Source organism: Streptomyces sp. KL2 (assembly GCF_046529545.1).
GTDB lineage: Bacteria > Actinomycetota > Actinomycetes > Streptomycetales > Streptomycetaceae > Streptomyces > Streptomyces radiopugnans.
This window is the reverse complement of record NZ_CP127170.1, coordinates 1,812,813-1,835,820: the sequence shown is the minus strand read 5'-3', so window position 1 is coordinate 1,835,820 and position 23,008 is coordinate 1,812,813. Positions and strand designations below refer to the sequence as shown.

Sequence of the window (23,008 nt, the reverse complement as noted above, 5' to 3'; positions counted from 1 at the left end):
CGCCCCCGCGGCCGTGTCACGCGGTGCTCAGCGCCGCGCCACGCCCTCCGCGCGGGCGGCGGCGGCGACGGCGGCGGTCACCGCCGGGGCGACCCGCTCGTCGAACGGGGAGGGGATCACGCGGTCGGCGCTCAGCTCGTCGGCGACCACCGCGGCCAGTGCCTCGGCGGCGGCCAGCTTCATGCCCTCGGTGATCGTCGAAGCCCGCACCTGGAGGGCGCCGGCGAAGATGCCGGGGAAGGCGAGGACGTTGTTGATCTGGTTCGGGTAGTCGCTGCGGCCGGTGGCGACGACCGAGGCGTACCTGCGGGCGACGTCCGGGTGGATCTCCGGAGTGGGGTTGGCCATGGCGAAGACGAAGGCGTCCTTCGCCATCCTCGCGACGGCCTCCTCGGGGACCGTGCCGCCGCTGACGCCGATGAAGACGTCGGCGCCGTCCATCGCCGACTCCAGCGACCCGCTCAGCCCCGCCTTGTTGGTGAAGCCCGCCAGCTCCCGCTTGACGTCGGTGAGGTCGGTGCGGTCGGCCGAGACGATGCCCTTGCGGTCGCAGACCGCCACATCGCCGATGCCGGCCTCCACCAGGATCCTGGCGATGGCCACCCCGGCCGCGCCGGCCCCGGAGATGACGGCGCGCAGCTCGCCGAGCGCGACGCCGCGCAGCCGGGCGGCGTTGCGCAGCGCGGCGAGCGTGACGACCGCCGTGCCGTGCTGGTCGTCGTGGAAGACCGGGATGTCCAGGCGCTCCTGGAGCCTGCGCTCGATCTCGAAGCAGCGCGGAGCGGAGATGTCCTCCAGGTTGACGCCCCCGAAGGAGGGCGCGAGCCGGACGACGGTCTCCACGATCTCGTCCACGTCGGTGCAGTCCAGTGCGATCGGGACCGCGTCCACGCCGCCGAACTGCTTGAAGAGGATCGCCTTGCCCTCCATCACCGGCAGGGACGCCTGCGGGCCGATGTCGCCCAGGCCCAGCACCGCGGTGCCGTCCGTGACGACCGCGACGACCTGTGACTTCCAGGTGTAGTCGTGGACCAGTTCCGGCTGCTCGGCGATGGCGCTGCACACCTTGGCCACACCCGGCGTGTAGGCCAGGGAAAGGTCGTCCGCGTCCCGCACCGGCACGGTCGCCCGGACCGCCATCTTGCCGCCGCGGTGCAGGGCGAACGCCGGATCGATGGCCGACTCGACGCCGCCGTCCAGCTCGCCCTGGGAATTGACGATCTCCGCTGCCACTGTTTGACCCCTTTGCTGAAATTCCTGATCGAGGGTGGCCGCTGCCTGGTCGAGGCGCGGGCGGGCACCACGTCCGCGGCCTGTCCGGCGGATGGGGCCACCGTCGAGGGGGGAACGGACGCCGGGCGCGTCGCACTCACGCCCTGGTCCCCGGGTGAGGGGTGTAACTGCTCTTTCTACCGGATGAGCGCCACCGTGCACGAATGTCTTCCGTCCCACCGGCTGCCCGCGAAGTGCGCCGGACATGGGGCATCCTGGGCAAAGAGCCTGTAGAGAGGGTGGAAGACCGCTTAACACCGCATGGGGGAGTGACGAAGCTCTCCCCCCGTGTGCGCGCCCCCGCTCATACGAGCGGAAGGGTGGCCGAGTGGGCGGTGGCGCACGCCTCGTCAGGCACCGATCGTTTCCGGTCGCCCGTTATCCGATTTTGACATGGTTGGCATCCTGGCCTCAGGTGTCCGGATGGCAAGATGCCCCCATCACGCAGTGTCGCCGCACGCCCCGGGCGTGCCCGGCCGACCACCGGACACTCCACATCACCCCGCAGGAGGACCCTTCATGACCGCACGCACCAACCGCCCCCTGCCCTCGGTGGAAGGCTCCCGCAGGCCGTCCGCGCGCCGGCGCCTGGCCGCCGCCGCGGCCGTCGCGCTCACCGGTTCCCTGCTGCTGACCGCGTGCGGGGACCAGACCGGCAGCGGCGACGAGGGCGGCGGCGGAGAGGCCAAGAGCTCCGAGGCCCCGCTGTTCGACAAGCTCCCCAAGGACATCCAGTCCGCCGGCGTCATCAAGGTCGGCTCGGACATCGCCTACGCCCCGGTCGAGTTCTACGACGAGAACGACAAGATCGCCGGTATCGACCCCGACCTGGGCGAGGCCCTGAGCAAGCAGCTCGGCGTCGAGTTCGAGTTCACCAACGGCACCTTCGACGGGCTGATCACCGGTCTGAACTCCGGCCGCCACGACGTGATCATGTCGGCGATGACCGACACCAAGCAGCGCCAGGAGGGCCTGGACGACAAGGGCGAGAAGGTCGGCGAGGGCGTCGACTTCGTCGACTACTTCCGGGCCGGCTCCTCGATCCTGGTCAAGAAGGGCAACCCGGAGGGCATCAAGTCCCTGGACGACCTCTGCGGCGAGACCGTCGCGCTCCAGCGCGGCACGGCGAACGAGGAGCTCGCCGAGGCGCAGAACGAGAAGTGCGACAAGCCGATCAAGATCCTCGCCTTCGACAAGGACACCGAGGCGCTCCTCCAGGTCAAGCAGGGCCGCGCGGTCGCCGACATCAACGACTACCCGGTCGCCGCGTACAACGCCAAGACCTCCGGCGGCGGCGAGGACTTCGAGGTCGTCGGCGACCAGATCGACGCCGCCCCCTACGGCATCGCCGTCAGCAAGGAGAACACCCAGCTGCGCGACGCCATCAAGGCCGCCCTCGACGCCATCATCGACAACGGCGAGTACCAGAAGGTCCTGGAGAAGTGGGAGGTCACCGACGCCGCGGTCGAGGAGGCCACCGTCAACGGCGGCAAGTGAGCCGCAGCGAACCTCCGTAGCTCCACAGCAAAGGTAACTCTCCGTGTCCGAACCTGAAGACAAGGCACCACCCGTTTCGGCGCCGGCCTCCAACACCGAGGGCGGCGGAACCGGGGCGGGCGGTGCGGTGCCGGTGGCCAAGAACTCCCCGGTCCCGCCCGAGGCCATCAAGGCCATCCCGGTACGCCACTACGGCCGCTGGATAAGCGCCGCGATCGTGCTCGTCCTGTTCGGCCTGGTGGTGGCGGCCTTCGTCAACGCCGACATCACCTGGCCGACGGTGGGTCGCTACCTCAACCAGGAGACGATCCTCACCGGCGCGGTCAACACCCTGTGGATCACCCTGCTCGCCATGCTCATGGGTGTGGTGCTCGGCACCGTCCTCGCGGTGATGCGGCTGTCGAAGAACCCGGTGATGTCGTCCGTGGCCTGGGGCTACATCTGGGTCTTCCGCGGCACCCCCGTCCTGGTGCAGCTGCTGATCTGGTACAACCTGGCGCTGATCTTCCCGATCCTGGACCTGGGCTTCTACCGCGACGAGATGAACGACGTGATGACGCCGTTCCTCGCCGCGCTGCTCGGCCTGGGCCTGAACGAGGCCGCCTACATGGCCGAGATCAGCCGCGCGGGCATCCAGTCGGTGGACGAGGGCCAGACCGAGGCGGCCCACGCGCTCGGCATGACCGGCTCGCGCACCATGCGCCGCATCGTGCTGCCGCAGGCCATGCGGGTCATCATCCCGCCGACCGGCAACGAGTTCATCAATATGCTCAAGACCTCGTCGCTGGCCTACGCCATCCAGTACAGCGAGCTGCTGTTCTCCGCCACCAGGATCTCCTCGCGGAACCTGGAGGTGATGGAGCTGCTGCTGGTGGCGACCATCTGGTACCTGATCCTCACCACGATCTTCAGCGTCGGCCAGTACTACCTGGAGCGCTACTTCCAGCGCGGCTCGTCCCGCAGCCTGCCGCCCACACCGTGGCAGCGGGTGCGCAGGAGCCTCACCTCGTTCCGCACGCCGAGCCAGGTGGGAGGGAAGACGATATGACCACCTCCGCTGTCCCGATGGTGAAGGCCGAGGGCGTCCACAAGTCCTTCGGCCACGCCCACATCCTCAAGGGCATCGACCTGGAGGTCGCCGCGGGGGAGGTGTTCTGCCTGGTCGGCCCCTCCGGCTCCGGCAAGTCCACCTTCCTGCGCTGCATCAACCACCTGGAGAAGATCAGCGCCGGGCGGCTGTCGGTCGACGGCCACCTCGTCGGCTACCGGCAGAAGGGCGACAGGCTCTACGAGCTCAAGGAGCGCGAGGTCGCCGCCCAGCGCCGCGACATCGGCATGGTCTTCCAGCGCTTCAACCTCTTCCCGCACATGACCGCGGTGGAGAACGTCATGGAGGCGCCCGTCCAGGTCAAGGGCGAGTCCAGGGCGGCGGCCCGGGAGCGGGCCCTGAAGCTGCTGGACCGGGTCGGGCTCGGCAACCGGACCGACAACTACCCCTCCCAGCTCTCCGGCGGCCAGCAGCAGCGCGTGGCCATCGCCCGCGCGCTGGCGATGGAGCCCAAGCTGATGCTCTTCGACGAGCCCACCTCCGCGCTCGACCCGGAGCTGGTCGGCGAGGTGCTGGACGTCATGCGCGGGCTGGCCGAGGACGGCATGACGATGATCGTCGTCACCCATGAGATGGGCTTCGCCCGGGAGGTCGGCGACTCGCTGGTCTTCATGGACGACGGCGTGGTCGTCGAGTCGGGGCACCCGCGCGACGTGCTGACCGATCCGCAGCACGAGCGGACGAAGGCGTTCCTGTCCAAGGTCCTCTGAGACACGGCCGCCGGCGCAGGGCGGTGCGGACCCCGGACCGGGGTCCGCACCGCCCTGCGCCTTTCCGGTGTCCTCCGGCGGACGCCGGTCCGGTGTCCGGCCGCCTGCGCGGCCAGCGGCGCGTGTCACACCGCCGCCCGGTTCCGCGAAGGCCCGGCGCGGCCTAGGGTTCTGATCATGTTTGCTGCCTATGCCGCGCGCATCGACCGAGACAAGCCGCTGAACGGACTCGAGTTGGGCGAGCGTCCTGAGCCGGACGTTCCGCTCGGCTGGACGACCATCGACGTCAAGGCGGCGTCCCTCAACCACCACGACCTGTGGTCCCTGCGCGGCGTCGGCCTGGGCGAGGAGTCGCTGCCGATGATCCTCGGCTGCGACGCGGCCGGGGTGGACGCCGACGGCAACGAGGTCGTGCTCTACTCCGTCATCGGCGCGACCGGACACGGGGTCGGACCGCGCGAGCGGCCCTCGATCCTGACCGAGAAGTACCAGGGCACCTTCGCCGAGCGGGTCGCCGTACCGCAGTGGAACGTCCTGCCCAAGCCGAAGGAGCTCTCCTTCGAGGAGGCCGCCTGCCTGCCGACGGCGTGGCTGACCGCGTACCGGATGCTCTTCACCAACGCCGAGGTGCGTCCCGGGGACTCCGTCCTGGTGCAGGGCGCGGGCGGGGGCGTCGCCACGGCGGCCATCGTGCTGGGCGCCGCGGCGGGCCTGCGGGTCTTCGCCACCAGTCGCGACGAGACCAAGCGCAGGCGGGCCGAGGAGCTGGGCGCCGAGGCGGCCTTCGAGAGCGGCGCGCGGCTGCCGCACCGGATGGACGCGGTGATCGAGACGGTGGGGGCCGCCACCTGGTCCCACTCGGTGAAGTCCCTCAAGCCCGGCGGCAGGCTGGTCATCTCGGGCGCCACCAGCGGTCCGAACCCGCAGGCCACCGAGCTGAACCGGATCTTCTTCCTGGAGCTGAAGGTCGTCGGCTCCACGATGGGCTCCAAGGAGGAGCTGGCCGGTCTGCTGAACTTCTGCGCGGCCAAGGGCGTCCGCCCGGTGATCGACTCCACGCTCCCTCTGGACCGGGCCCGCGAGGGCTTCGAGAAGATGGCGACGGGCGACCTCTTCGGCAAGATCGTTCTGACGGTCTGACGGTCTGACGGCGCGGTGGCCCGCCTTCCCTCCGGAGCGAGGGCAGGCGGGCCGCCCCGCGTGCCCCCTACGCTCCCGGCCCGTCCGGCCCGCCGGAGCCGGGCGACCGCAGCAGGGAGGCGATGCGTGCCGCCGCCGTCGACAGATGGCGGCGGGCCTCGCGCAGCTGCTCCTCGTCCACCCCGTGGTCGCGGGCCGCGTCCCGCACGTCGTCGCGGAACCGGTCCAGCAGCCGCTCCAGATCGCGCCGGGGGTCGCCGGACGGTGCGGCGGGCTCCTCGGCCCATTCCGGGACCGGTGCCTGTGCCGCGCCCGCCCGGTCGTCCGGTCCCGCGTGCTCCGGCCCCGTGTGCCGTGCCCTGGGCGTGCTCCGGCCGCCGGTGCCGCCCAGGTCGCCCAGGCCCCCCAGACCGCCCAGGTGCCTGCCCAGCTCCGACATGCCCGCGCGTACGGCGCCCTGCCAGTCGCCCTGCCGGGCGTGCGACTGCACCTGCTCCTGGACCTGGCGGGCGATCCGCTCGGCCTCCTGAAGGGCGGCGTCCCGCGCCTGGCGGGCCCTGCGCGCCTGGAGCCTGGCCTGCTGGGCCTCCTGGCGGGCGCGGCGGGCCTGCTCCTTCCACTGCTCACCGGCCCGGCGCATCTCCTCGCGCGCGGCCCGCAGCGCCTCCTTGTCGCCCCAGGCGCCCTCCCAGGCGCCCTCCCACGCGCTCTCCCAGGCCTTCTCCCAGGCCTTCTCCCGACCGGGCCCGGACGCACCGCCGCCCTCGGCACCCCTGGAGCCCTTGGAGCCTCCGGCCTCCGCGGTGCCCGCCGTATCCGCGGCGCCCGGAGCCCGGCCTGCGCCGCGGGCCCGCTCGGCCGCCTCGCGCATCTCGCGGCGCAGGTCCCCGGCCGCGCCGCTGACGTCATCGCGGATGTCGGCGGCCAGGGCCGCCAGCGACTGGTGGATCTCCAGCTCCAGTTCGGTCAGCTCGCCCTGCCTGTCGGCGAGCTCGGCGCGGCCGGCGTCGGTGAGCGAGTAGACCTTGCGGCCGCCCTCGGTGGTGTGACTGACCAGGCCCTCGGCCTCCAGCTTGGCCAGCCGCGGGTAGACGGTGCCGGCCGAGGGCGCGTACAGCCCCTGGAAGCGCTCCTCCAGCAGCCGGATCACCTCGTAGCCGTGGCGCGGCGCCTCGTCGAGCAGCTTCAGCAGGTACAGGCGCAGTCGGCCGTGGGCGAAGACGGGGGGCATGTCACACGTCCTTACGGGGGGAGGGCTCGGCCGGCGCGGGCGTGCCGCCGGCCGGACAGGGGTCGCCGGCCTCCTCGCCGGCTTCCGGCTCCGGGCGCCGCAGCAGGGCGATCGAGCCGGAGACGGTGGTGGCCCGCAGCAGCCCGTCGCCCGTGCCCAGGGTGCCGGTGACACGCCTGGCACCCCACTGCCCGGAGACCCGCAGATCCTCGAAGGCGCAGGAGACCGAGCCTCCGGCGGTGCCCGCCTCCACGGCGGCGTCGGCAGGTTCGGGCAGCCGCAGGGCTATCCCGCCCGACACGGAGCTCAGCCGGACGTCGGTGCGCCGCCGCTCCCGGGCCGGGGCCAGGTCGACCACCATGTCGCCGCTGACCGAGTCGGCCCGCACCGGTGAGCCGCCGCCGTCGATGACCGTCAGATCGCCGGAGACGGAGCTGAAGCGCAGGCCCCCCGTCACGCCCTGCGCCTGGACACCGCCGGAGACCGTGTCGGCCCGTACGTCGCCGCGCAGGCCCACCAGCGTGATGCCGCCGGTGATCCCGCGCACCTCGGTGCGTCCCTCGATGCCGGTGACCACCGCGTCGGCCCCGACCACGCCGACCTCGACCCGGACGCCGGCGGGCACGGCGAGCGAAACATCCGCGCTGTGCCGCCACGCCTCGCGGTCCAGGAGGGTGAGGAAGCCCTTCCAGGGCAGGTCGTCGTAGGCGACCGTGAGCGTGCCGTCCTCCAGCCGGACGGTCAGCGGAGGCCCGGTCACGGCCCCGACCTCCAGCCTGGCGGGCGGGGCGTCGGCGCCGACGACGTTCACCGCGCCGCCCACGACGCGCACCCGCAGGGTGTGGACGTCCTCCTCGAAGACGAGCCCGCACGGCGCGTCCACGGACCACTCGGACCGGCCTGGCACGGCGGCCTCCCCTGAATCGGCGTACGACGACATATCGCGTCTCTGTGAAGACACGATATATCGCGGCGTCGGGAAGTCAAGGAGAGCGCACTGCCGCGGGCGCCGCCCGCCGTCACTCGTCCTCGTCGTCCAGACGTGCCAGCCAGGTCGCCAGCCGCTCGACGGGCACCTCGAAGTCCGGGTTGAGGTCGACGAAGGTCCGCAGCTGCTCGGAGAGCCACTCGAAGGTGACCTCCTCCTCGCCGCGCCGCTGCGCCAGCTCCTCGATACCGCGGTCGGTGAAGTACATGGATGTCTCCCTGTCCGGGCCTGATGGTGTGCGTCGGTACCACGGGGTCTGCGGACGGCGGCGGGCCGCCCTCGGCCTCCGGGCCGCGGCCTCAGAGGTCGAAGACCTCGTTGACCAGCTGCTGCTGCTCGGCCTGGTGGCGCTTGGCGGAGCCCACCGCCGGGGAGGAGGACGACGGACGCGAGACCCGGCGCAGCCGGTCCGCGTTCGGAGCCTTCCCCGAGCCGATGAACAGGTCGAGGTGGTCCACCAGGTTGAGCGCGATGAACGGCCACGCACCCTGGTTCGCCGGCTCCTCCTGCGCCCACACGATCGTCGAGGCGCCGGAGTAGCGGGCCATCTCGGCCTGGATCTCCTTGCTGGGCAGCGGGTACAGCCGCTCCAGCCGGATGATCGCGGTGTCGGTCGCGCCCCGCTTGCTCCGCTCGGCGGCGAGGTCGTAGTAGACCTTGCCGGAGCAGAAGACGACCTTGCGCACCTGGGCCGGGTCCGCCGAGGCGTCGCCGATCACCGGGCGGAAGCCGCCGGAGGTGAACTCCGCCGCCTTCGAGGTCGCCGCCTTGAGCCGGAGCATCGACTTCGGGGTGAAGACGACCAGCGGCTTGTGGTGCGGGTTGTGCACCTGCCAGCGCAGCAGGTGGAAGTAGTTCGACGGCAGGGTCGGCATCGCGACCGTCATGCTGTTCTGGGCGCACAGCTGGAGGAAGCGCTCGATCCGGGCCGAGGAGTGGTCCGGGCCCTGGCCCTCGTAGCCGTGCGGCAGCAGCAGCGTGACGCCGGAGGTCTGGCCCCACTTCTGCTCGGCCGAGGAGATGAACTCGTCCACGACCGTCTGCGCGCCGTTGACGAAGTCGCCGAACTGCGCCTCCCACATCACCAGCGCCTCGGGGCGGGCCAGGGAGTAGCCGTACTCGAAGCCCATCGCCGCGTACTCGCTCAGCAGCGAGTCGTAGACGTTGAAGCGGGCCTGGTCCTCGGACAGGTACAGCAGCGGGGTGTAGTCCTCGCCGGTCTCCCGGTCCACCAGCACCGCGTGGCGCTGGCCGAAGGTGCCGCGGCGGGAGTCCTGGCCGGCCAGCCGGACGGGGGTGCCCTCCATCAGCAGCGAACCGATGGCGAGCGTCTCGCCCATCGCCCAGTCGATCCTGTCCTCCTCCACCATCGCCGCGCGGCGCTGGAGCTGCGGCAGCAGCCTGGGGTGGACGGTGATCCGCTCGGGGATGTTGACCTGGGACTCGGCGATCCGCTTGAGGACCTCCGCGCTGACGCCGGTGTCCACCGCGACCGGGAACTCCGCCTGCGGGGCCGGCACCTCCGCCGGAGCCGGCTGGCTGGTGGCGTCGCGGACCTCGGTGAAGACCTTCTCCAGCTGCCCCTGGAAGTCCTGGAGCGCCTGCTCGGCCTCCTCCAGCGTGATGTCGCCCCGGCCGATCAGCGACTCGGTGTAGAGCTTGCGCACCGAGCGCTTCTTGTCGATCAGGGTGTACATCAGCGGCTGGGTGAAGTGCGGGTTGTCGGCCTCGTTGTGACCGCGGCGGCGGTAGCAGATGAGGTCGATCACCACGTCCTTGTTGAACGCCTGGCGGAACTCGAAGGCCAGCCGCGCCACGCGGACGCAGGCCTCCGGGTCGTCGCCGTTGACGTGGAAGACCGGCGCCTCGATCATCCGCGCCACGTCCGTGGCGTACATCGAGGAGCGCGCCGACTCCGGCGGGGCGGTGAAGCCGACCTGGTTGTTGATGACCACGTGCACGGTGCCGCCGGTGCGGTAGCCGCGCAGCTGCGACATGTTCAGCGTCTCGGCCACCACGCCCTGACCCGCGAAGGCCGCGTCGCCGTGGAGCTGGACGGGCAGGACGGTGAAGTCCGTGCCGCCCTTGCCGATGATGTCCTGCTTGGCGCGGGCCACACCCTCCACGACCGGGTCCACGGCCTCCAGGTGGGAGGGGTTGGCGGTGAGGGAGACCTTGATCTCCTCGCCGTCCAGGCCGGTGAAGGTGCCCTCGGCGCCCAGGTGGTACTTCACGTCGCCGGAGCCGTGCATCGACTTCGGGTCGAGGTTGCCCTCGAACTCGCGGAAGATCTGGGCGTAGGACTTGCCCACGATGTTGGCCAGCACGTTGAGGCGGCCGCGGTGGGCCATGCCGATGACGACCTCGTCCAGACGCGCCTCGGCGGCGGCGTCGAGCACGGCGTCCAGCAGCGGGATGACGGACTCGCCGCCCTCCAGCGAGAAGCGCTTCTGGCCCACGTACTTGGTCTGCAGGAAGACCTCGAACGCCTCGGCGGCGTTGAGCCTGCGCAGGATGCGCAGCTGCTCGTCGCGCTCCAGCGAGGAGTGCGGGCGCTCGACGCGGTCCTGGATCCACTTGCGCTGCTTGGGGTCCTGGATGTGCATGTACTCGATGCCGGTGGTGCGGCAGTACGAGTCGCGCAGCACGCCCAGGATGTCGCGCAGCTTCATCAGGGACTTGCCGGCGAAGCCGCCGACCGCGAACTCCCGCTCCAGGTCCCACAGGGTGAGGCCGTGCTCGGTGATGTCCAGGTCGGGGTGCTTGCGCTGCTTGTACTCCAGCGGGTCGGTGTCGGCCATGACGTGGCCGCGGACCCGGTAGGAGTGGATCAGGTCGAAGACGCGGGCGGCCTTGGTGACGTCGTCGTCGTGGGAGACGTCGATGTCGCGCAGCCAGCGCACCGGCTCGTAGGGGATGCGCAGCGCCTCGAAGATCTCGTCGTAGAAGCCGTTCTCGCCGAGCAGCAGCTGGTGCATGATCCGCAGGAACTCGCCGGAGGCGGCGCCCTGGATCACGCGGTGGTCGTAGGTGCTGGTCAGCGTCATGACCTTGGAGACGCCCAGCTTGTTCAGGGTGTCCTGCGAGGTGCCCTGGAACTCCGCCGGGTACTCCATGGCGCCGACGCCGATGATCAGGCCCTGGCCGGGCATCAGGCGCGGCACCGAGTGGACGGTGCCGATGCCGCCGGGGTTGGTCAGCGACGCGGTGACGCCGGAGAAGTCCTCCATCGTCAGCTTGTTGTTCCGGGCGCGGCGCACGATGTCCTCGTAGGCCTGCCAGAACTCGAAGAAGGTCAGGGTCTCGGCCTTCTTGATGGCGGCCACCACGAGCTGGCGGTCGCCGTTGGGCTTCACCAGGTCGATGGCCAGGCCGAGGTTGACGTGGTCGGGCTTGACCAGCGTCGGCTTGCCGTCCTTCTCGGTGTACGACCAGTTCATCGACGGCATCGCCTTGAGCGCCTGCACCATGGCGTAGCCGATGAGGTGCGTGAAGGACACCTTGCCGCCGCGGGCGCGCTTGAGGTGGTTGTTGATGACGATGCGGTTGTCGATGAGCAGCTTCACCGGGATCGCGCGCACCGACGTGGCGGTGGGCAGCTCCAGCGAGGCGTTCATGTTCCGGGCGACCGCGGCGGACGGGCCGCGCAGCGGCACGTACTCCGGGCCGGCCGCCTGGCCGTCACCGCTCCCGGTGGACTCGCTCCTCGCGGGAGCGGCCTTGCCGGCGGGCTCGCTCTTCGCGGGGGCGGCCTTGGCCGCGGGCTCGCTCCTGGGGGGAGCGGGCTCGGCGGGCTCGGCGGGCTTGCCCGCGGGAGTCTCCGCGGCGGGCGCCGGCTGCCGCGGCTGGGGGGCCTGTGACGCCTGGGGCTCACCCGCGGGCTTCGACGCGCTGGGGGCCGCGGCTCCTCCGGCGGCCTGTCCCGGCTTGTAGTCGGCGAAGAAGTCCCACCAGGCCCGGTCTACGGAGTTCGGGTCCTGGAGGTACTGCTGGTAGATCTCGTCGACGAGCCACTCGTTGGCACCGAAACCGGCGGCAGGACTCTTTCCCTGCCCGTCCTGCTCGGTCCTGGGGGAACTCGAAGTCTTGGGGGCCTGTGGCGACACGGCGGCAACCGCCCTCTTCCGCTTACCTGTGTGGGTGGACAGCAGAAATAAAGGCTACGCCCCCCGCACCGTTCGGTGCAGTCGGCATGGTGTTTGCGTCGTCTAAGTCACATCCACGGGCGCGTTTCGGCGCTTTCCTGGGCGGGAAACGAACATGGTTCGACCGCTTCTGGGAAGGGGCGCCCCAGGGAGTGGCCCCTGCCTCGCTCCCTCACCTCGCGGCTGTTCCGAGCCTACGTCAACTCAAGTTTGGACGTATCGCCGGGAAGGGTGACACGGATCCGGCAGCCGCGCGGGGACTCGGCCACCCCGATCCGCCCGCCGTGCAGATCCACCGCCCAGCGCGCGATGGCCAGCCCCAGCCCCGTGCCGCCGTCGCCGCCCTCGGCCGAGGCGGAGCGGCCGAAGCGCTCGAAGACCCTGGCGCGGTCCGCCTCCGGAATGCCCGGGCCCTCGTCCAGCACCTCCAGCTCCAGGCTCAGCGGCGCCCGGCCGGGCCGTGCCCGCACCGTCACCCGGCCGTGGGGCGGGCTGTGCTTGACGGCGTTGTCGATCAGGTTGGCGACCACCTGGTGCAGCCGCTCGGTGTCGGCGTACGCGACCATGTCCGAGGGGGTCACGTCCAGGTGGAGGTGGACGTCGGTGCGGGAGTGCCCCTGACCCTTGGTCATGTTGGCCTCCTTGAGCACGCCCGCCAGGTAGGGCCACACCGCGAAGCGGCGGGAGTGCAGCGGCACCACGCCGTTGTCGAGCCTGGACAGGTCCAGCAGGTGCTCCACCAGGCGGCCCAGGCGCTCGGTCTGCCGCAGCGCGATGTCCATCGTCGCCGGATCGGCCTCGGAGACCCCGTCCACCACGTTCTCCAGCACCGCGCGCAGCGCCGCGATCGGGGTGCGCAGCTCGTGCGAGACGTTGGCCACCAGCTCCTTGCGGTGCCGGTCGGCGGCCTCCAGATCGGCGGCCATGCGGTTGAAGGTCCCGGCCAGCTCGCCCAGCTCGTCGCGGCGGTCGACGCGGACGCGGCGGCTGTAGTCGCCGCGGGCCATCCAGCGCGCGGCGTCCGTCATCTCGTCCAGCGGCGCGGCCAGCCCGTGTGCCACGAACTGGGTGACCACCAGCGAGGCGATCGCCGCGAGCAGGGCGATCACCCGCAGCTCGATGGCCGAGTGGACCGCGACGATGGTCAGCAGGGTGGTGATCGCCACCGTGACGATCACCAGCGCGCCCAGCGCGGCCTTCACCGAGCGGAACGGGTCCACGGGGCGCACGCCCTCCCAGAACCGGCTCCACAGGGAACGCAGGCGGCCGCCCGCGCCCGCCGCGCTCATGTCCAGTCGGAGGCCGGGGCGGGCGCCTCCAGCGCGTAACCGACGCCGTGGACCGTGCGTATCCGCTCCGCGCCGATCTTCCGGCGCAGCGCCTTGATGTGGCTGTCGACCGTACGCGTGCCCGAGGCGTCCGCCCAGTCCCACACCTCGGCCAGGAGCTGTTCGCGGGAGAGCACCGCGCGGGGGGAGTTGGCCAGGCAGACCAGCAGGTCGAACTCGGTCGGGGTGAGATGGACGTCCCTGCCGGAGACCCGCACCCGGCGCTGGGCGTTGTCGATCTCCAGCTCGCCCAGCCGCAGCGTGCCCGAGCGCGGGGAGGCGGCGGCGATCGTGGCCCGCTCCACCCGGCGCAGCAGGACGTGGGCGCGCGCGACCAGCTCCCGCATGGAGAAGGGCTTGGTCATGTAGTCGTCCGCGCCGACCCCCAGGCCGACCAGCATGTCGGTCTCGTCGTCCCGGGCGGTGAGCATCAGTACCGGCACCGGCCGCTGCGCCTGCACCCGGCGACAGACCTCCAGGCCGTCGAAGCCCGGCAGCATCACGTCCAGCACCAGCAGGTCGGGCTGCCACACCTCGGCCGCCTCCACCGCCGCCGGGCCGTCCCCGGCGGTGCGGACCTGGAAGCCCTCGGCGCGCAGCCGGGCGGCGACCGCCTCGGTGATGGTCGGGTCGTCCTCCACGACCAGGATCCGGCGCTGGGCGCCCGGGGTGGCCGCCGCGGCGGCGGTGCCGCCGTGGGACTGCGTGGTGTTCCTGTGGTCCATACGTCTCGCCCTACCGCTCGGTTTCTCGCTAGAGCGTAAACGGCGCGTGTGCGGTGCGCTACGCCGGTCGGGTGGCGAGGTGGACCACGTCCGGGACGCCTCGGGCGACGGGCACCTCTTCGGTGCGCACCCGTGTGAACCCGGCATTCCGGAGGGCCTCGCCGAAGGCGCGGGACGGCTGCGCGGACCACACGGCCAGCACCCCGCCCGGGGTGAGCCGCCGGGCGCAGGCGGCGAGCCCGGCGGGGGCGTAGAGCGAGCCGTTGTCCTCGGTGACCGTCCAGTCGGGACCGTTGTCGACGTCCAGGCACAGCGCGTCGTACGGCTCCCCGCCGCCGGGCGGGCCCCCGGACCCGCCGCCGGCCAGGTACGCCAGGAGGTCGGCGCGGACGATCCGCACCCGGGGGTCGGCCAGCGCCCCGGAGGAGACCTCGCCGAGCGGGCCGTCGCGGTGCCAGTCGATCACCGCCTCCTCCCGCTCGACCACGGTGATCCGCCCCCAGCGCGGCTCGGCCGCCGCCTGGGCCAGCGAGAAGCCGACGCCCAGCCCGCCGATCAGCACGGACGGCGAGGGCCGGCCGCCGCCGGCGTCCAGCTCCTCCAGCGCGGCCCGCACCAGCAGGCGCTCGGAGCGGCCGTCGGAGGTGTCCATCAGGAAGCAGCCGTTGGCGATGATCTGGAGCAGCCTCCCGTGCCGCCGCAGGACGACCTCGCCGTGGGGGCCGTCGCGGCGGTCCAGGACGAGGGGGGCGCCGGTCCCGTGGCCGGCCGTCGTCTCGTACGGGGGATACGGGGGCTGCCTGTCGGCCGTCATGCCGCCCATCCTGCCGCCGGCGGACGGAGCGCACCGGGCGGGCCGTGAAGCGAGGTGATCGCTCGCAGCGAACACACGGAGGGGAACACCGCGGGCCTCCCGGACATTGAAAAGGCATTGAGTCCTGTCAGCTCAACTTGTCTGCCGAGGGAGAGATCATGGCTCTGTCGCCCGCAACGCTCACCCTGCCCGTGCTGCCGCTCGACGACGAGGTGGTGCTGCCCGGGATGGTGGTGCCGCTGGACCTGTCCGACGCCGAGGTGCGGGCCGCGGTGGAGGCCGCCCAGTCCGCCGTGAGAGACGGCGCGGCCGGCTCCGGCGGCCCCGACGGCTCGGGGGACGGCAGGACCGGCGGCAAGGGGGAGAAGCCGCGGGTCCTGCTCGTGCCGCGCATCGACGGCTCCTACGCGGGCATCGGGGTGCTCGGCCGTGTGGAGCAGGTCGGCCGGCTCGCCGACGGCGACCCCGGCGCCCTGATCCGGGGCGTGAGCCGGGTGCGGATCGGCGCGGGCACCACCGGGCCGGGCGCGGCCCTGTGGGTGGAGGGCACCGAGATCGAGGAGAGCACCCCCGATCCGCTGCCCGGCGCCGTCGCCGAGCTCGTCAGGGAGTACAAGGCGCTGGCCACCAGCTGGCTGCGCAGGCGCGGCGCCTGGCAGGTCGTGGACCGCGTCCAGCAGATCGACGACCCCGGGCAGCTCGCCGACAACTCCGGCTACAGCCCGTTCCTGGGGTCCGAGCAGCGGGTGAGGCTGCTGGAGACCACCGACCCGGTGGAGCGGCTGAGGCTGGCCGTCACCTGGCTGCGCGACCACCTCGCCGAGCAGGACGTCGCCGAGGCCATCGCCAAGGACGTCCAGGAGGGCGTGGACAGGCAGCAGCGCGAGTTCCTGCTCCGCCGCCAGCTGGAGGCCGTCCGCAGGGAGCTGGCCGAACTGAGCGGACAGGCGGGCGACGAGGGCGACGACTACCGCGCCCGGGTGGAGGCCGCCGACCTGCCGCCCAAGGTCCGCGAGGCCGCCCTGAAGGAGGCCGACCGCCTGGAGCGCGCCTCCGAGCAGAGCCCCGAGAGCGGCTGGATCCGCACCTGGCTGGACACCGTCCTGGAGATGCCGTGGAACGAGCGGACCGAGGACGCCTACGACATCGCCGGCGCCCGCGCCGTCCTGGACGCCGACCACGCCGGCCTGGAGGACGTCAAGGAGCGCATCACCGAGTACCTGGCCGTCCGCAAGCGCCGGGCCGAACGGGGCCTGGGCGTGGTGGGGGGACGCCGGGGCGGCGCGGTGCTGGCCCTGGTCGGACCGCCCGGCGTCGGCAAGACCTCCCTGGGCGAGTCCGTGGCCCGGGCGATGGGGCGGAAGTTCGTCCGCGTCGCACTCGGCGGGGTGCGCGACGAGGCCGAGATCCGCGGCCACCGCCGCACCTACGTCGGCGCGATGCCGGGCCGGATCGTACGGGCCGTCAAGGAGGCCGGCTCGATGAACCCGGTCGTACTGCTCGACGAGATCGACAAGGTCGGCAGCGACTTCCGCGGCGATCCGGCCGCCGCCCTGCTGGAGGTGCTGGACCCCGCGCAGAACCACACCTTCCGCGACCACTACCTGGAGGTCGAACTCGACCTGTCCGACGTGGTCTTCCTGGCCACCGCCAACGTCCTGGAGTCCATCCCGCAGCCCCTGCTGGACCGTATGGAGCTGGTCCGGCTGGACGGCTACACCGAGGACGAGAAGGTCGTCATCGCCCGCGACCACCTGGTGCCCCGCCAGCGCGAGCGCGCCGGGCTGGAGTCCGGCGAGGTGGTGCTGGAGGAGGACGCGCTGCGCAGGCTGGCCGGCGAGTACACCCGCGAGGCGGGGGTGCGCGACCTGGAGCGGTCCGTGGCGCGGCTGCTGCGCAAGGTGGCGGCCCAGCACGAACTGGGCGAGCGCGAGCTGCCGTTCACGGTCGGCGCGGACGATCTGCGCGCCCTGATCGGCCGCCCGCACCACACCCCGGAGTCGGCCCAGGACCCGGCCGAGCGGCGCACCGCCGTCCCCGGTGTGGCCACCGGGCTGGCCGTCACCGGCGCGGGCGGGGACGTCCTCTACGTCGAGGCGTCGCTGGCCGACCCGGAGACGGGCGGCTCCGGCCTGACCCTGACCGGGCAGCTCGGCGAGGTGATGAAGGAGTCCGCGCACATCGCCCTGTCCTACCTGCGCTCACGGGGCGCCGAACTGGAGCTGCCGGTCGGCGACCTGAAGGACCGCGGCGTCCACCTCCACGTCCCGGCGGGAGCGGTGCCCAAGGACGGGCCGAGCGCGGGCGTCACCATGACGACCGCGCTGGCCTCGCTGCTGTCGGGCCGCCAGGTCCGCCCGGACGTGGCGATGACCGGCGAGGTCTCGCTGACCGGCCGCGTCCTGCCGGTCGGCGGGGTGAAGCAGAAGCTGCTGGCCGCCCACCGCGCCGGGATCACCACGGTGGTCATCCCGAAGCGGAACGAGCCGGACCTGGACGACGTGCCCGAGGAGGTGCTGCGGAAGCTGGACGTCCGCCCGGTCGCGGACGTCCGCCAGGTGCTGGAGCTGGCGCTGACCCCCGCGGCGGCGGACCTCCCGGTCGCGGTCTGAGCGGACGGGCCCGGACGGGCGTCCCCGGCCGGCGGGGCCGGGGACGCCCGGGGGCCGTCTGGTGCCGCGTCAGCCAGGGTTCACCCCGCTCGCCGCCCCGGCACGCACTCCCCGGCCTCCGGCCGGGGGTGCCCCCACGCGCCCCCACGCTGCGCCGGCCGAAAGCCCAGGTGGGACCAACTGCATGCGGCTTCCGGCCGCCTTGCGGTCGCACGCGCCCGGAAGCCTCGCCACCGGGCAAACCCCGGCTGACGCGACACTAGAACTCCACCAGCACGGCCGTAGCGTCGTCGTGCGCCTTGCCGCGCGGGAAGGCCGTGCCCGCGCGGTCGGCCGACTCGGCGGTGCGCACCCGGCCGATCAGCGACCGGGGCCCCTCCTTGCGGAGCACCGCCATCAGCGCGGTCCAGTCGCCCAGGCGGAAGGTCTCCGTCCAGCGCGTGGCGCCGTCGCTCAGCGCGGCCAGCGCGCGCACCCGTTCGCGGGGCGCCGAGCCCACCACCGCGCGCCCGGCCACCGCCGGATCGGCCGCCGCGGTGAAGAAACCGCCCTCCGTGTTGCGCAGGGACTCCAGGTACGCGGCCCGCCCGGCCGGGGGCAGCGCCCGCGCGGCGGGCCGCAGCCCGTCCAGCCGGGTGTCGAGGACGGGCGTCACCGAACCGTCCGCGTTCTCCACCAGCAGGGCCGAGTCGGAGAGCACCAGGTGCTCGACGGCCGACTCGTCCCAGCGGGCCAGCACCACCGTCGCCTGCGGGGTGCGGACGTGAGAAAGGTCACACCCCGGACCGTGGGAAGAGGCGGTCCGGCCGATGGCGGAGGCGAGGCACTCCCTGAGCGTCATATCCCGCCGTGAACCGGACAGTTCGAGCAGTGCCCCGCCCAGGCGGGCCACGTACCACGGCACGTCGTGCGCGCACCCGGTGTCCTCCGGCGGCGGAGTCACGCCGTCCAGTACCACCAGCGCCCCGCCCCTTCCCGCCGCAGGTAGGGCTACCGACGCGTAGTCCTCGTTGGGGATCCGGGGGCTCCCGGGTTCGCTCGCCATCTCGATCCGCATGCGCGCCAGTGTGCCGGAGCGGGCCCAGGAGGGGGCGGGGGAGCGGGAGACAGGTCTGGACCAGTGTCGCGACCTGCGGTTCTTCGCCGGAGTTCTACCGGAATCGTGGTGTCCGTGAAACGGTGGGCGCGAATATTGCCAAAAGGCCGGGCGGATTTCCAACCCCCGGCCGGTGTGTGGCCGAACTGGCCGCGGCATCGGAGTTGTTCGGCAACTCCCCCGTGATGTTCACTCCTTCGGGTGGCCTGGCAGGGGGACCGCCTCCGCATCCGCCGCGGCGATGGAAACGTCGGCCGCCGCGGGCAACTGTGAACGGACGGGATACGGTCCCTTGCCGCACACACTGGACTGTCGCGTCCCGGACGGATCCGGGACGGCGGAACGAGATTGCGAGCACGGGTGGGGAAGAAGCGACACCGGAGCAGCCGGCAGGACCGCCAGGACGGCACAGCCTCCACACCGCCCCCCACAGGGCGCAGGGCGCGGGTGCGCAACAGACTCCTCGTCTCCGTCGTCCTGTGCGCCGCCGCCGTACTCGCCGCGGGCGCGCCCTCGGTGGCCACCGCCTCGCGTGATCTGACCGACTCCCAGCGGCTGGTCGACCGCGCGGACCTGGGCCGCCGCGCGGTCTCGCTCTCCCACGCCCTGGCCGACGAGCGCGACGCCGTCGTCCGCTACATCGCCGCCGGCCGCACCGGCCGGGACGGCGAGGGGCTCTCCGAACGGGAGCGCGCCCGGGTGGACCGCGGCATCCGGGAACTGAGCGCCGACGCCCCCGCCGACATACGGCGGCTGCTCGACGCCTTCCCCGACACCCGTCAGCGGGCCGTGGCCGGGGAGAGCGGCGCCGCCGAGGCGTACGAGGCGTACACCCAGCTCATCCAGTCCCTCGGCGGCATCACCGCCGCCACCACCCGCGCCCTGCCCGCACGCGCCGAGAACGCGACGGCCGACGCGCTCCCCGACCTCGGGCGCGCCGTCGAGCAGGCCTCCGCCGCCCGCGGGCTGCTGCTGGCCGCGCTCGCCGGCGAGGGCGAGCAGCCGCGTCTGACCGCCGCCGCCCAGCAGGCGCACCTGCGCGAGCAGGCCGCCCTCGCCGACTTCGACCAGACCGCGCTCGCCTCCGACCGGGACGCGTACGCCAGGACCGTCACCGGTACCGACGTGACGCTGGCCGAGCGCTACCTGGCCCGCCTCACCGACCAGCCGCGGCTGGACCACCAGGACCGCGCGCTGAACCCCGACCGCGTGGAGTCCGCGCTGACCGCCCGGGTGGACCGCATGCGCAGCATGGAGTCCTCGCTGGCGGCCGCCGAGGTGAAGAGGCTGGAGGGGCTGCGCGACGACGACGTCACCGCGCTGGAGCTGCGTGCCGCCCTGCTCGGGATCTGCCTGCTGCTCGCCGTCGGCATCAGCGTGCAGACCGCCCGCTCGATGGCCCGCCCGCTGGCCGTCCTGAGGCGCGGCGGCGAGCGGGTGGCCGCCGATCCGGTGGGCGAGGAGCCGGTGGTGTACACCGGCCGCAACGACGAGTTCGCGGACGTCGTACGCGCCGTCAACCGCCTGCGGGAAACCGCCGCCGAGCTGCACGAGCGCGCCGTCCGGGCCGAGGCCGCGGCGGGTTCCGCGGCGTCCGGCTCCGCGGAGGCCGCCGGGGCGCCGTCCGCCGATCCCGCGGGTGAGGACGGAACCGCCGCAACCGCCGGACTGGCCGCCGAACTCGCCGCCGCGCGCGAGCAGTTGGCCGCGCTGACCGCCGAACACGAACGGCTGCTGCGCGACCACGAGTCCGCGAAGGCCGCCGCCGGGAGCGAGGCCGAAGCCGCCGCGCGGAGCGCCGAGGGCGAGCGCCCGGAGCGCCGGCAGGGCGCCTCCCACGGCACGTTCGTCCACCTGGGGCTGCGGACGCTGGGGCTGGTGGAGCGGCAGCTCGCCCTGATCGAGTCCATGGAGCACGAGGAGAAGGAGCCGGAGCGGCTCGCGGCCCTCTTCAAACTCGACCACCTCGCCACCCGGATGCGCCGCCACAGCGAGAACCTGCTCCTCCTGGCGGGCTCCGAGCACACCACCGGCCATCTGGAGCCGGTGCCGCTGCTGGACGTGCTGCGCGCCGCGATCAGCGAGGTCGAGCGTTACGAGCGGGTGGAGATCGCCGCGCTGCCGCCGCACGCCCAGGTGTCCGGCTCCGCCGCCGACGACATCAGCCACCTGATCGCCGAACTGGTGGACAACGCCACCGCCTTCTCGCCGCCGGACGCCGAGGTGCGGCTGTCGGGCTGGATGCTGGAGAGCGGCGAGATCATGCTCTCCGTCCAGGACGAGGGCATCGGCTCCTCCGCCGAGCGGCTCGCCGCGCTGAACGCCAAGCTGGCCGACGGAGCCTCCGCCGTCCCCGAGGACGACGACGCGCTGGGCATGGGCCTGTACGTGGTGGCCCGGCTCGCCGCGCGGCACGGGGTGCGGGTGCAGCTGCGCGAGCAGAAGCAGGGCGGCATCGCCGCGGTCGCCGTCCTGCCGCGCGCCCTGCTGCCCGACCGCCCGGTACCCGGGGCCCTCGCGGGGGCCAGGGCCGCCACCGCCGGCACGGCGCAGCCCCTGCCGGGCACGGTCGCCGAGGCCAACGGCAACGCGCTGCCGCCCCGTCCGGACCGCGCGCGCCCGGCGACGGCGGCCGGTGGTGCGGCGGGCGCGGACGCGGCGGGCACGGACGTGCCGGGGACGGGAGCGGACGGCGAGGGCGCCGGCACCGTCGACGCCACCGAGACCGCGCGGATCCCCCGGATCACCGAGGGGACTCCGCCGCCCTCCGGCGGGGGGCGCTCCCGGCCTTCCCCGGCGGCCGGCGTCACCGACGTCGCGGAGGCCGACGAGGCCGCGGCCGACCCCGCGCGCGACGCCCTGGTCCGGGCCGCGGGCCCGTACTACGTCGAGCCCGAGGACCCCCGTGAGCACAGCCGGGCCCGGGACGAGGCGCCGGCGCCCGGACCCGCCCCGTCCTCCGCCCCGGAGGACGGGACCTCCCCCGCCCCGCGGACCGTCACCGCCAAGGGGCTCCCCAAGCGCACACCGCAGACCGTGGAGACCGCGGCCGACATCCCCCGCCCCCGTACGGGCGGGCTGAAGGCCGATGAACTGCGCAGACGGCTCGGCGGCTTCCAGCAGGGCGCCCGGGACGGCCAGCGCGACGCGGAGGCGCAGATCGCCGCCGAGCAGGTCGCCGCCGGCCGCGGCGACGGCCCGGCGGACGGCCGCGCGGAGGCGACGGACACGGGTGGCACTGTCGAGGAGGCACGCAAGTGAACGCGCCCACCACCGCACACACGCCCAGCAGGCAGGCACGCAACCTGCGCTGGCTGCTGTCCAACCTGGTCGACGAGGTCCCCGGCGTACGCTCCGTCGCCGTGGTGTCCTCCGACGGCCTGCTCCTGCTCTCCTCCGAACCGGGCAGAACCGCCGCAGACGCCGGTCCCGGCGGCGGACCGGGCCGCGAGGAGCGCGGCGAGGGGGAGCACGCGGACGGCGCCGCCCCGCGCCGGGAGTCCGGAGGGCGGCCGGAGCGCGGCCCCAGGGACGCCGGCGCCGACCTGGCCACCATCGTCTCCGGCCTCGGCTCCCTCACCCAGGGCGCGTCGAAGCTGATGGACGCCGGGCCCGTCAAGCAGACCATGGTCGCGATGGACGAGGGCAGCCTGTTCGTGATGTCGATCAGCGACGGCTCGCTGCTCGGCGTCCACGCCGCACCCGACTGCGACATGAGCGTCGTCGCGTACCACATGGCCCTCTTCGTCGGCCGGGCCGGACACGTCCTCACCCCCGAACTCCGCACCGAACTGCGCACGTCGATGGAGCTGGACCAGTGACCTCCCACAGCCCGCTGCCCGTACGCAAACCCGCGCGCGTGCGCCCCTACTCCCTGACCGGAGGCCGCACCCGCTTCGGGCACGTCCTGCTGGTGGAGACCCTCGTGGCCGCCATCGAGGCCCCCGAAGCGCGCCTGGAGCTGACCTCCGGCGGGCTGCGCGACCGCGTGATGCCCGAGATGCGGGCCATCGTCGAGCTGTGCCGCAGGATGCGCTCGGTCGCCGAGATCGCCGCCCGTCTGCGGATGCCGCTGGGCGTGGTGCGCGTACTGCTCAGCGACCTCGCCGACCAGGGGCGCATCCGGGTCTACGGCACCGGCTACGACAACGACCGCCCCGACCGCGCGCTGCTGGAGAGGGTGCTGGGTGGACTCCGCAGGCTCTGACGGGCCGCCCCGCACCCCGCCCGGCGCCGTGCGGGGCACAGCGGCGCGGACGGCCGGCCGGCACACCGGCACAGGCCCCGGCACAGACTTCGACGCAGATCCCGACATCGACACCGACGCAGACCCCGAGAAAGA

17 protein-coding genes are annotated in these 23,008 nt (G+C 73.1%); 8 read left to right on the top strand and 9 right to left on the bottom strand.

The window, feature by feature from the left end:
* Nucleotides 1–27: 27 nt before the first annotated feature.
* Nucleotides 28–1,233, bottom strand: a complete 1,206-nt coding sequence (locus QPK52_RS08160; RefSeq protein WP_410536512.1) for an NADP-dependent malic enzyme — start codon at nucleotides 1,231–1,233, stop codon at nucleotides 28–30.
* 558 nt (nucleotides 1,234–1,791) lie between these two features.
* On the opposite strand from QPK52_RS08160, the gene QPK52_RS08155 reads away from it, so the two are divergent.
* From QPK52_RS08155 to QPK52_RS08140, 4 genes are all read left to right on the top strand, one after another.
* Nucleotides 1,792–2,769 (top strand): ABC transporter substrate-binding protein, encoded by a 978-nt coding sequence (locus QPK52_RS08155; protein ID WP_410536510.1) that lies wholly within the window; start codon nucleotides 1,792–1,794, stop codon nucleotides 2,767–2,769.
* Nucleotides 2,770–2,812: 43 nt separating this feature from the next.
* On the top strand, nucleotides 2,813–3,817 hold the full coding sequence (locus QPK52_RS08150; protein WP_410536508.1) for an amino acid ABC transporter permease: 1,005 nt from the start codon (nucleotides 2,813–2,815) through the stop codon (nucleotides 3,815–3,817).
* Nucleotides 3,814–4,587, top strand: coding sequence for an amino acid ABC transporter ATP-binding protein (locus QPK52_RS08145; RefSeq protein WP_410536507.1), 774 nt, complete (start codon nucleotides 3,814–3,816; stop codon nucleotides 4,585–4,587). The genes QPK52_RS08150 and QPK52_RS08145 overlap by 4 nt, the downstream gene beginning before the upstream one ends.
* A 177-nt stretch (nucleotides 4,588–4,764) precedes the next feature.
* A complete protein-coding gene (locus QPK52_RS08140; protein WP_410536505.1) occupies nucleotides 4,765–5,727 on the top strand; it encodes a zinc-binding dehydrogenase in 963 nt (320 codons plus the stop codon).
* 67 nt (nucleotides 5,728–5,794) lie between these two features.
* On the opposite strand, the gene QPK52_RS08135 is transcribed toward QPK52_RS08140, so the two are convergent.
* From QPK52_RS08135 to QPK52_RS08105, 7 genes are all read right to left on the bottom strand, one after another.
* Entirely contained in the window at nucleotides 5,795–6,958 is a 1,164-nt protein-coding gene (locus QPK52_RS08135) for a helix-turn-helix transcriptional regulator (RefSeq protein ID WP_410536503.1), read from the bottom strand.
* Nucleotide 6,959: 1 nt separating this feature from the next.
* Nucleotides 6,960–7,865 (bottom strand): DUF4097 family beta strand repeat-containing protein, encoded by a 906-nt coding sequence (locus tag QPK52_RS08130; protein WP_410536501.1) that lies wholly within the window; start codon nucleotides 7,863–7,865, stop codon nucleotides 6,960–6,962.
* A 112-nt stretch (nucleotides 7,866–7,977) separates the two neighbouring features.
* Nucleotides 7,978–8,154, bottom strand: coding sequence for a DUF6104 family protein (locus QPK52_RS08125; protein ID WP_093847737.1), 177 nt, complete (start codon nucleotides 8,152–8,154; stop codon nucleotides 7,978–7,980).
* Between the two features lie 91 nt (nucleotides 8,155–8,245).
* A complete protein-coding gene (locus QPK52_RS08120; protein WP_410536500.1) occupies nucleotides 8,246–12,052 on the bottom strand; it encodes a multifunctional oxoglutarate decarboxylase/oxoglutarate dehydrogenase thiamine pyrophosphate-binding subunit/dihydrolipoyllysine-residue succinyltransferase subunit in 3,807 nt (1,268 codons plus the stop codon).
* 233 nt (nucleotides 12,053–12,285) lie between these two features.
* Nucleotides 12,286–13,380 carry an ATP-binding protein gene (locus QPK52_RS08115; protein WP_410536498.1) on the bottom strand — a complete coding sequence of 365 codons (1,095 nt, stop codon included), beginning with the start codon at nucleotides 13,378–13,380 and terminating at the stop codon, nucleotides 12,286–12,288.
* A complete protein-coding gene (locus QPK52_RS08110; protein ID WP_410536496.1) occupies nucleotides 13,377–14,144 on the bottom strand; it encodes a response regulator transcription factor in 768 nt (255 codons plus the stop codon). The genes QPK52_RS08115 and QPK52_RS08110 overlap by 4 nt, the downstream gene beginning before the upstream one ends.
* 58 nt (nucleotides 14,145–14,202) lie before the next feature.
* Nucleotides 14,203–14,958, bottom strand: coding sequence for a spermidine synthase (locus QPK52_RS08105; RefSeq protein WP_410536494.1), 756 nt, complete (start codon nucleotides 14,956–14,958; stop codon nucleotides 14,203–14,205).
* Nucleotides 14,959–15,116: 158 nt separating this feature from the next.
* Here QPK52_RS08105 and lon point away from each other — a divergent pair, with 158 nt between their 5' ends.
* On the top strand, nucleotides 15,117–17,570 hold the full coding sequence (gene lon / locus QPK52_RS08100) for an endopeptidase La (protein ID WP_410536492.1): 2,454 nt from the start codon (nucleotides 15,117–15,119) through the stop codon (nucleotides 17,568–17,570).
* 259 nt (nucleotides 17,571–17,829) lie between these two features.
* Here the strand turns inward: lon and QPK52_RS08095 are convergent, their stop codons facing one another.
* Nucleotides 17,830–18,627: a hypothetical protein gene (locus QPK52_RS08095; RefSeq protein WP_410536491.1), complete on the bottom strand. Its 798-nt coding sequence runs from the start codon at nucleotides 18,625–18,627 to the stop codon at nucleotides 17,830–17,832.
* Nucleotides 18,628–19,113: 486 nt separating this feature from the next.
* Between QPK52_RS08095 and QPK52_RS08090 the strand changes: the two genes are divergently transcribed.
* From QPK52_RS08090 to QPK52_RS08080, 3 genes are read left to right on the top strand one after another with little or no spacing between them, the layout of a single operon-like run.
* Nucleotides 19,114–21,927, top strand: coding sequence for a nitrate- and nitrite sensing domain-containing protein (locus tag QPK52_RS08090; protein WP_410536490.1), 2,814 nt, complete (start codon nucleotides 19,114–19,116; stop codon nucleotides 21,925–21,927).
* A complete protein-coding gene (locus QPK52_RS08085; RefSeq protein ID WP_410536488.1) occupies nucleotides 21,924–22,487 on the top strand; it encodes a roadblock/LC7 domain-containing protein in 564 nt (187 codons plus the stop codon). Before QPK52_RS08090 ends, QPK52_RS08085 begins: the two co-directional genes overlap by 4 nt.
* Nucleotides 22,484–22,873, top strand: a complete 390-nt coding sequence (locus tag QPK52_RS08080) for a DUF742 domain-containing protein (protein WP_093662003.1) — start codon at nucleotides 22,484–22,486, stop codon at nucleotides 22,871–22,873. The genes QPK52_RS08085 and QPK52_RS08080 overlap by 4 nt, the downstream gene beginning before the upstream one ends.
* Nucleotides 22,874–23,008 lie beyond the last annotated feature (135 nt).

Coding starts and splice junctions, on each gene's coding strand:
- QPK52_RS08095 (WP_410536491.1), bottom strand. CDS start 18,627: ATGCGGATCGAGATGGCGAGCGAACCCGGGAGCCCCCGGATCCCCAAC.
- QPK52_RS08105 (WP_410536494.1), bottom strand. CDS start 14,958: ATGACGGCCGACAGGCAGCCCCCGTATCCCCCGTACGAGACGACGGCC.
- QPK52_RS08140 (WP_410536505.1), top strand. CDS start 4,765: ATGTTTGCTGCCTATGCCGCGCGCATCGACCGAGACAAGCCGCTGAAC.
- QPK52_RS08135 (WP_410536503.1), bottom strand. CDS start 6,958: ATGCCCCCCGTCTTCGCCCACGGCCGACTGCGCCTGTACCTGCTGAAG.
- lon (WP_410536492.1), top strand. CDS start 15,117: ATGGCTCTGTCGCCCGCAACGCTCACCCTGCCCGTGCTGCCGCTCGAC.
- QPK52_RS08145 (WP_410536507.1), top strand. CDS start 3,814: ATGACCACCTCCGCTGTCCCGATGGTGAAGGCCGAGGGCGTCCACAAG.
- QPK52_RS08125 (WP_093847737.1), bottom strand. CDS start 8,154: ATGTACTTCACCGACCGCGGTATCGAGGAGCTGGCGCAGCGGCGCGGC.
- QPK52_RS08155 (WP_410536510.1), top strand. CDS start 1,792: ATGACCGCACGCACCAACCGCCCCCTGCCCTCGGTGGAAGGCTCCCGC.
- QPK52_RS08110 (WP_410536496.1), bottom strand. CDS start 14,144: ATGGACCACAGGAACACCACGCAGTCCCACGGCGGCACCGCCGCCGCG.
- QPK52_RS08115 (WP_410536498.1), bottom strand. CDS start 13,380: ATGAGCGCGGCGGGCGCGGGCGGCCGCCTGCGTTCCCTGTGGAGCCGG.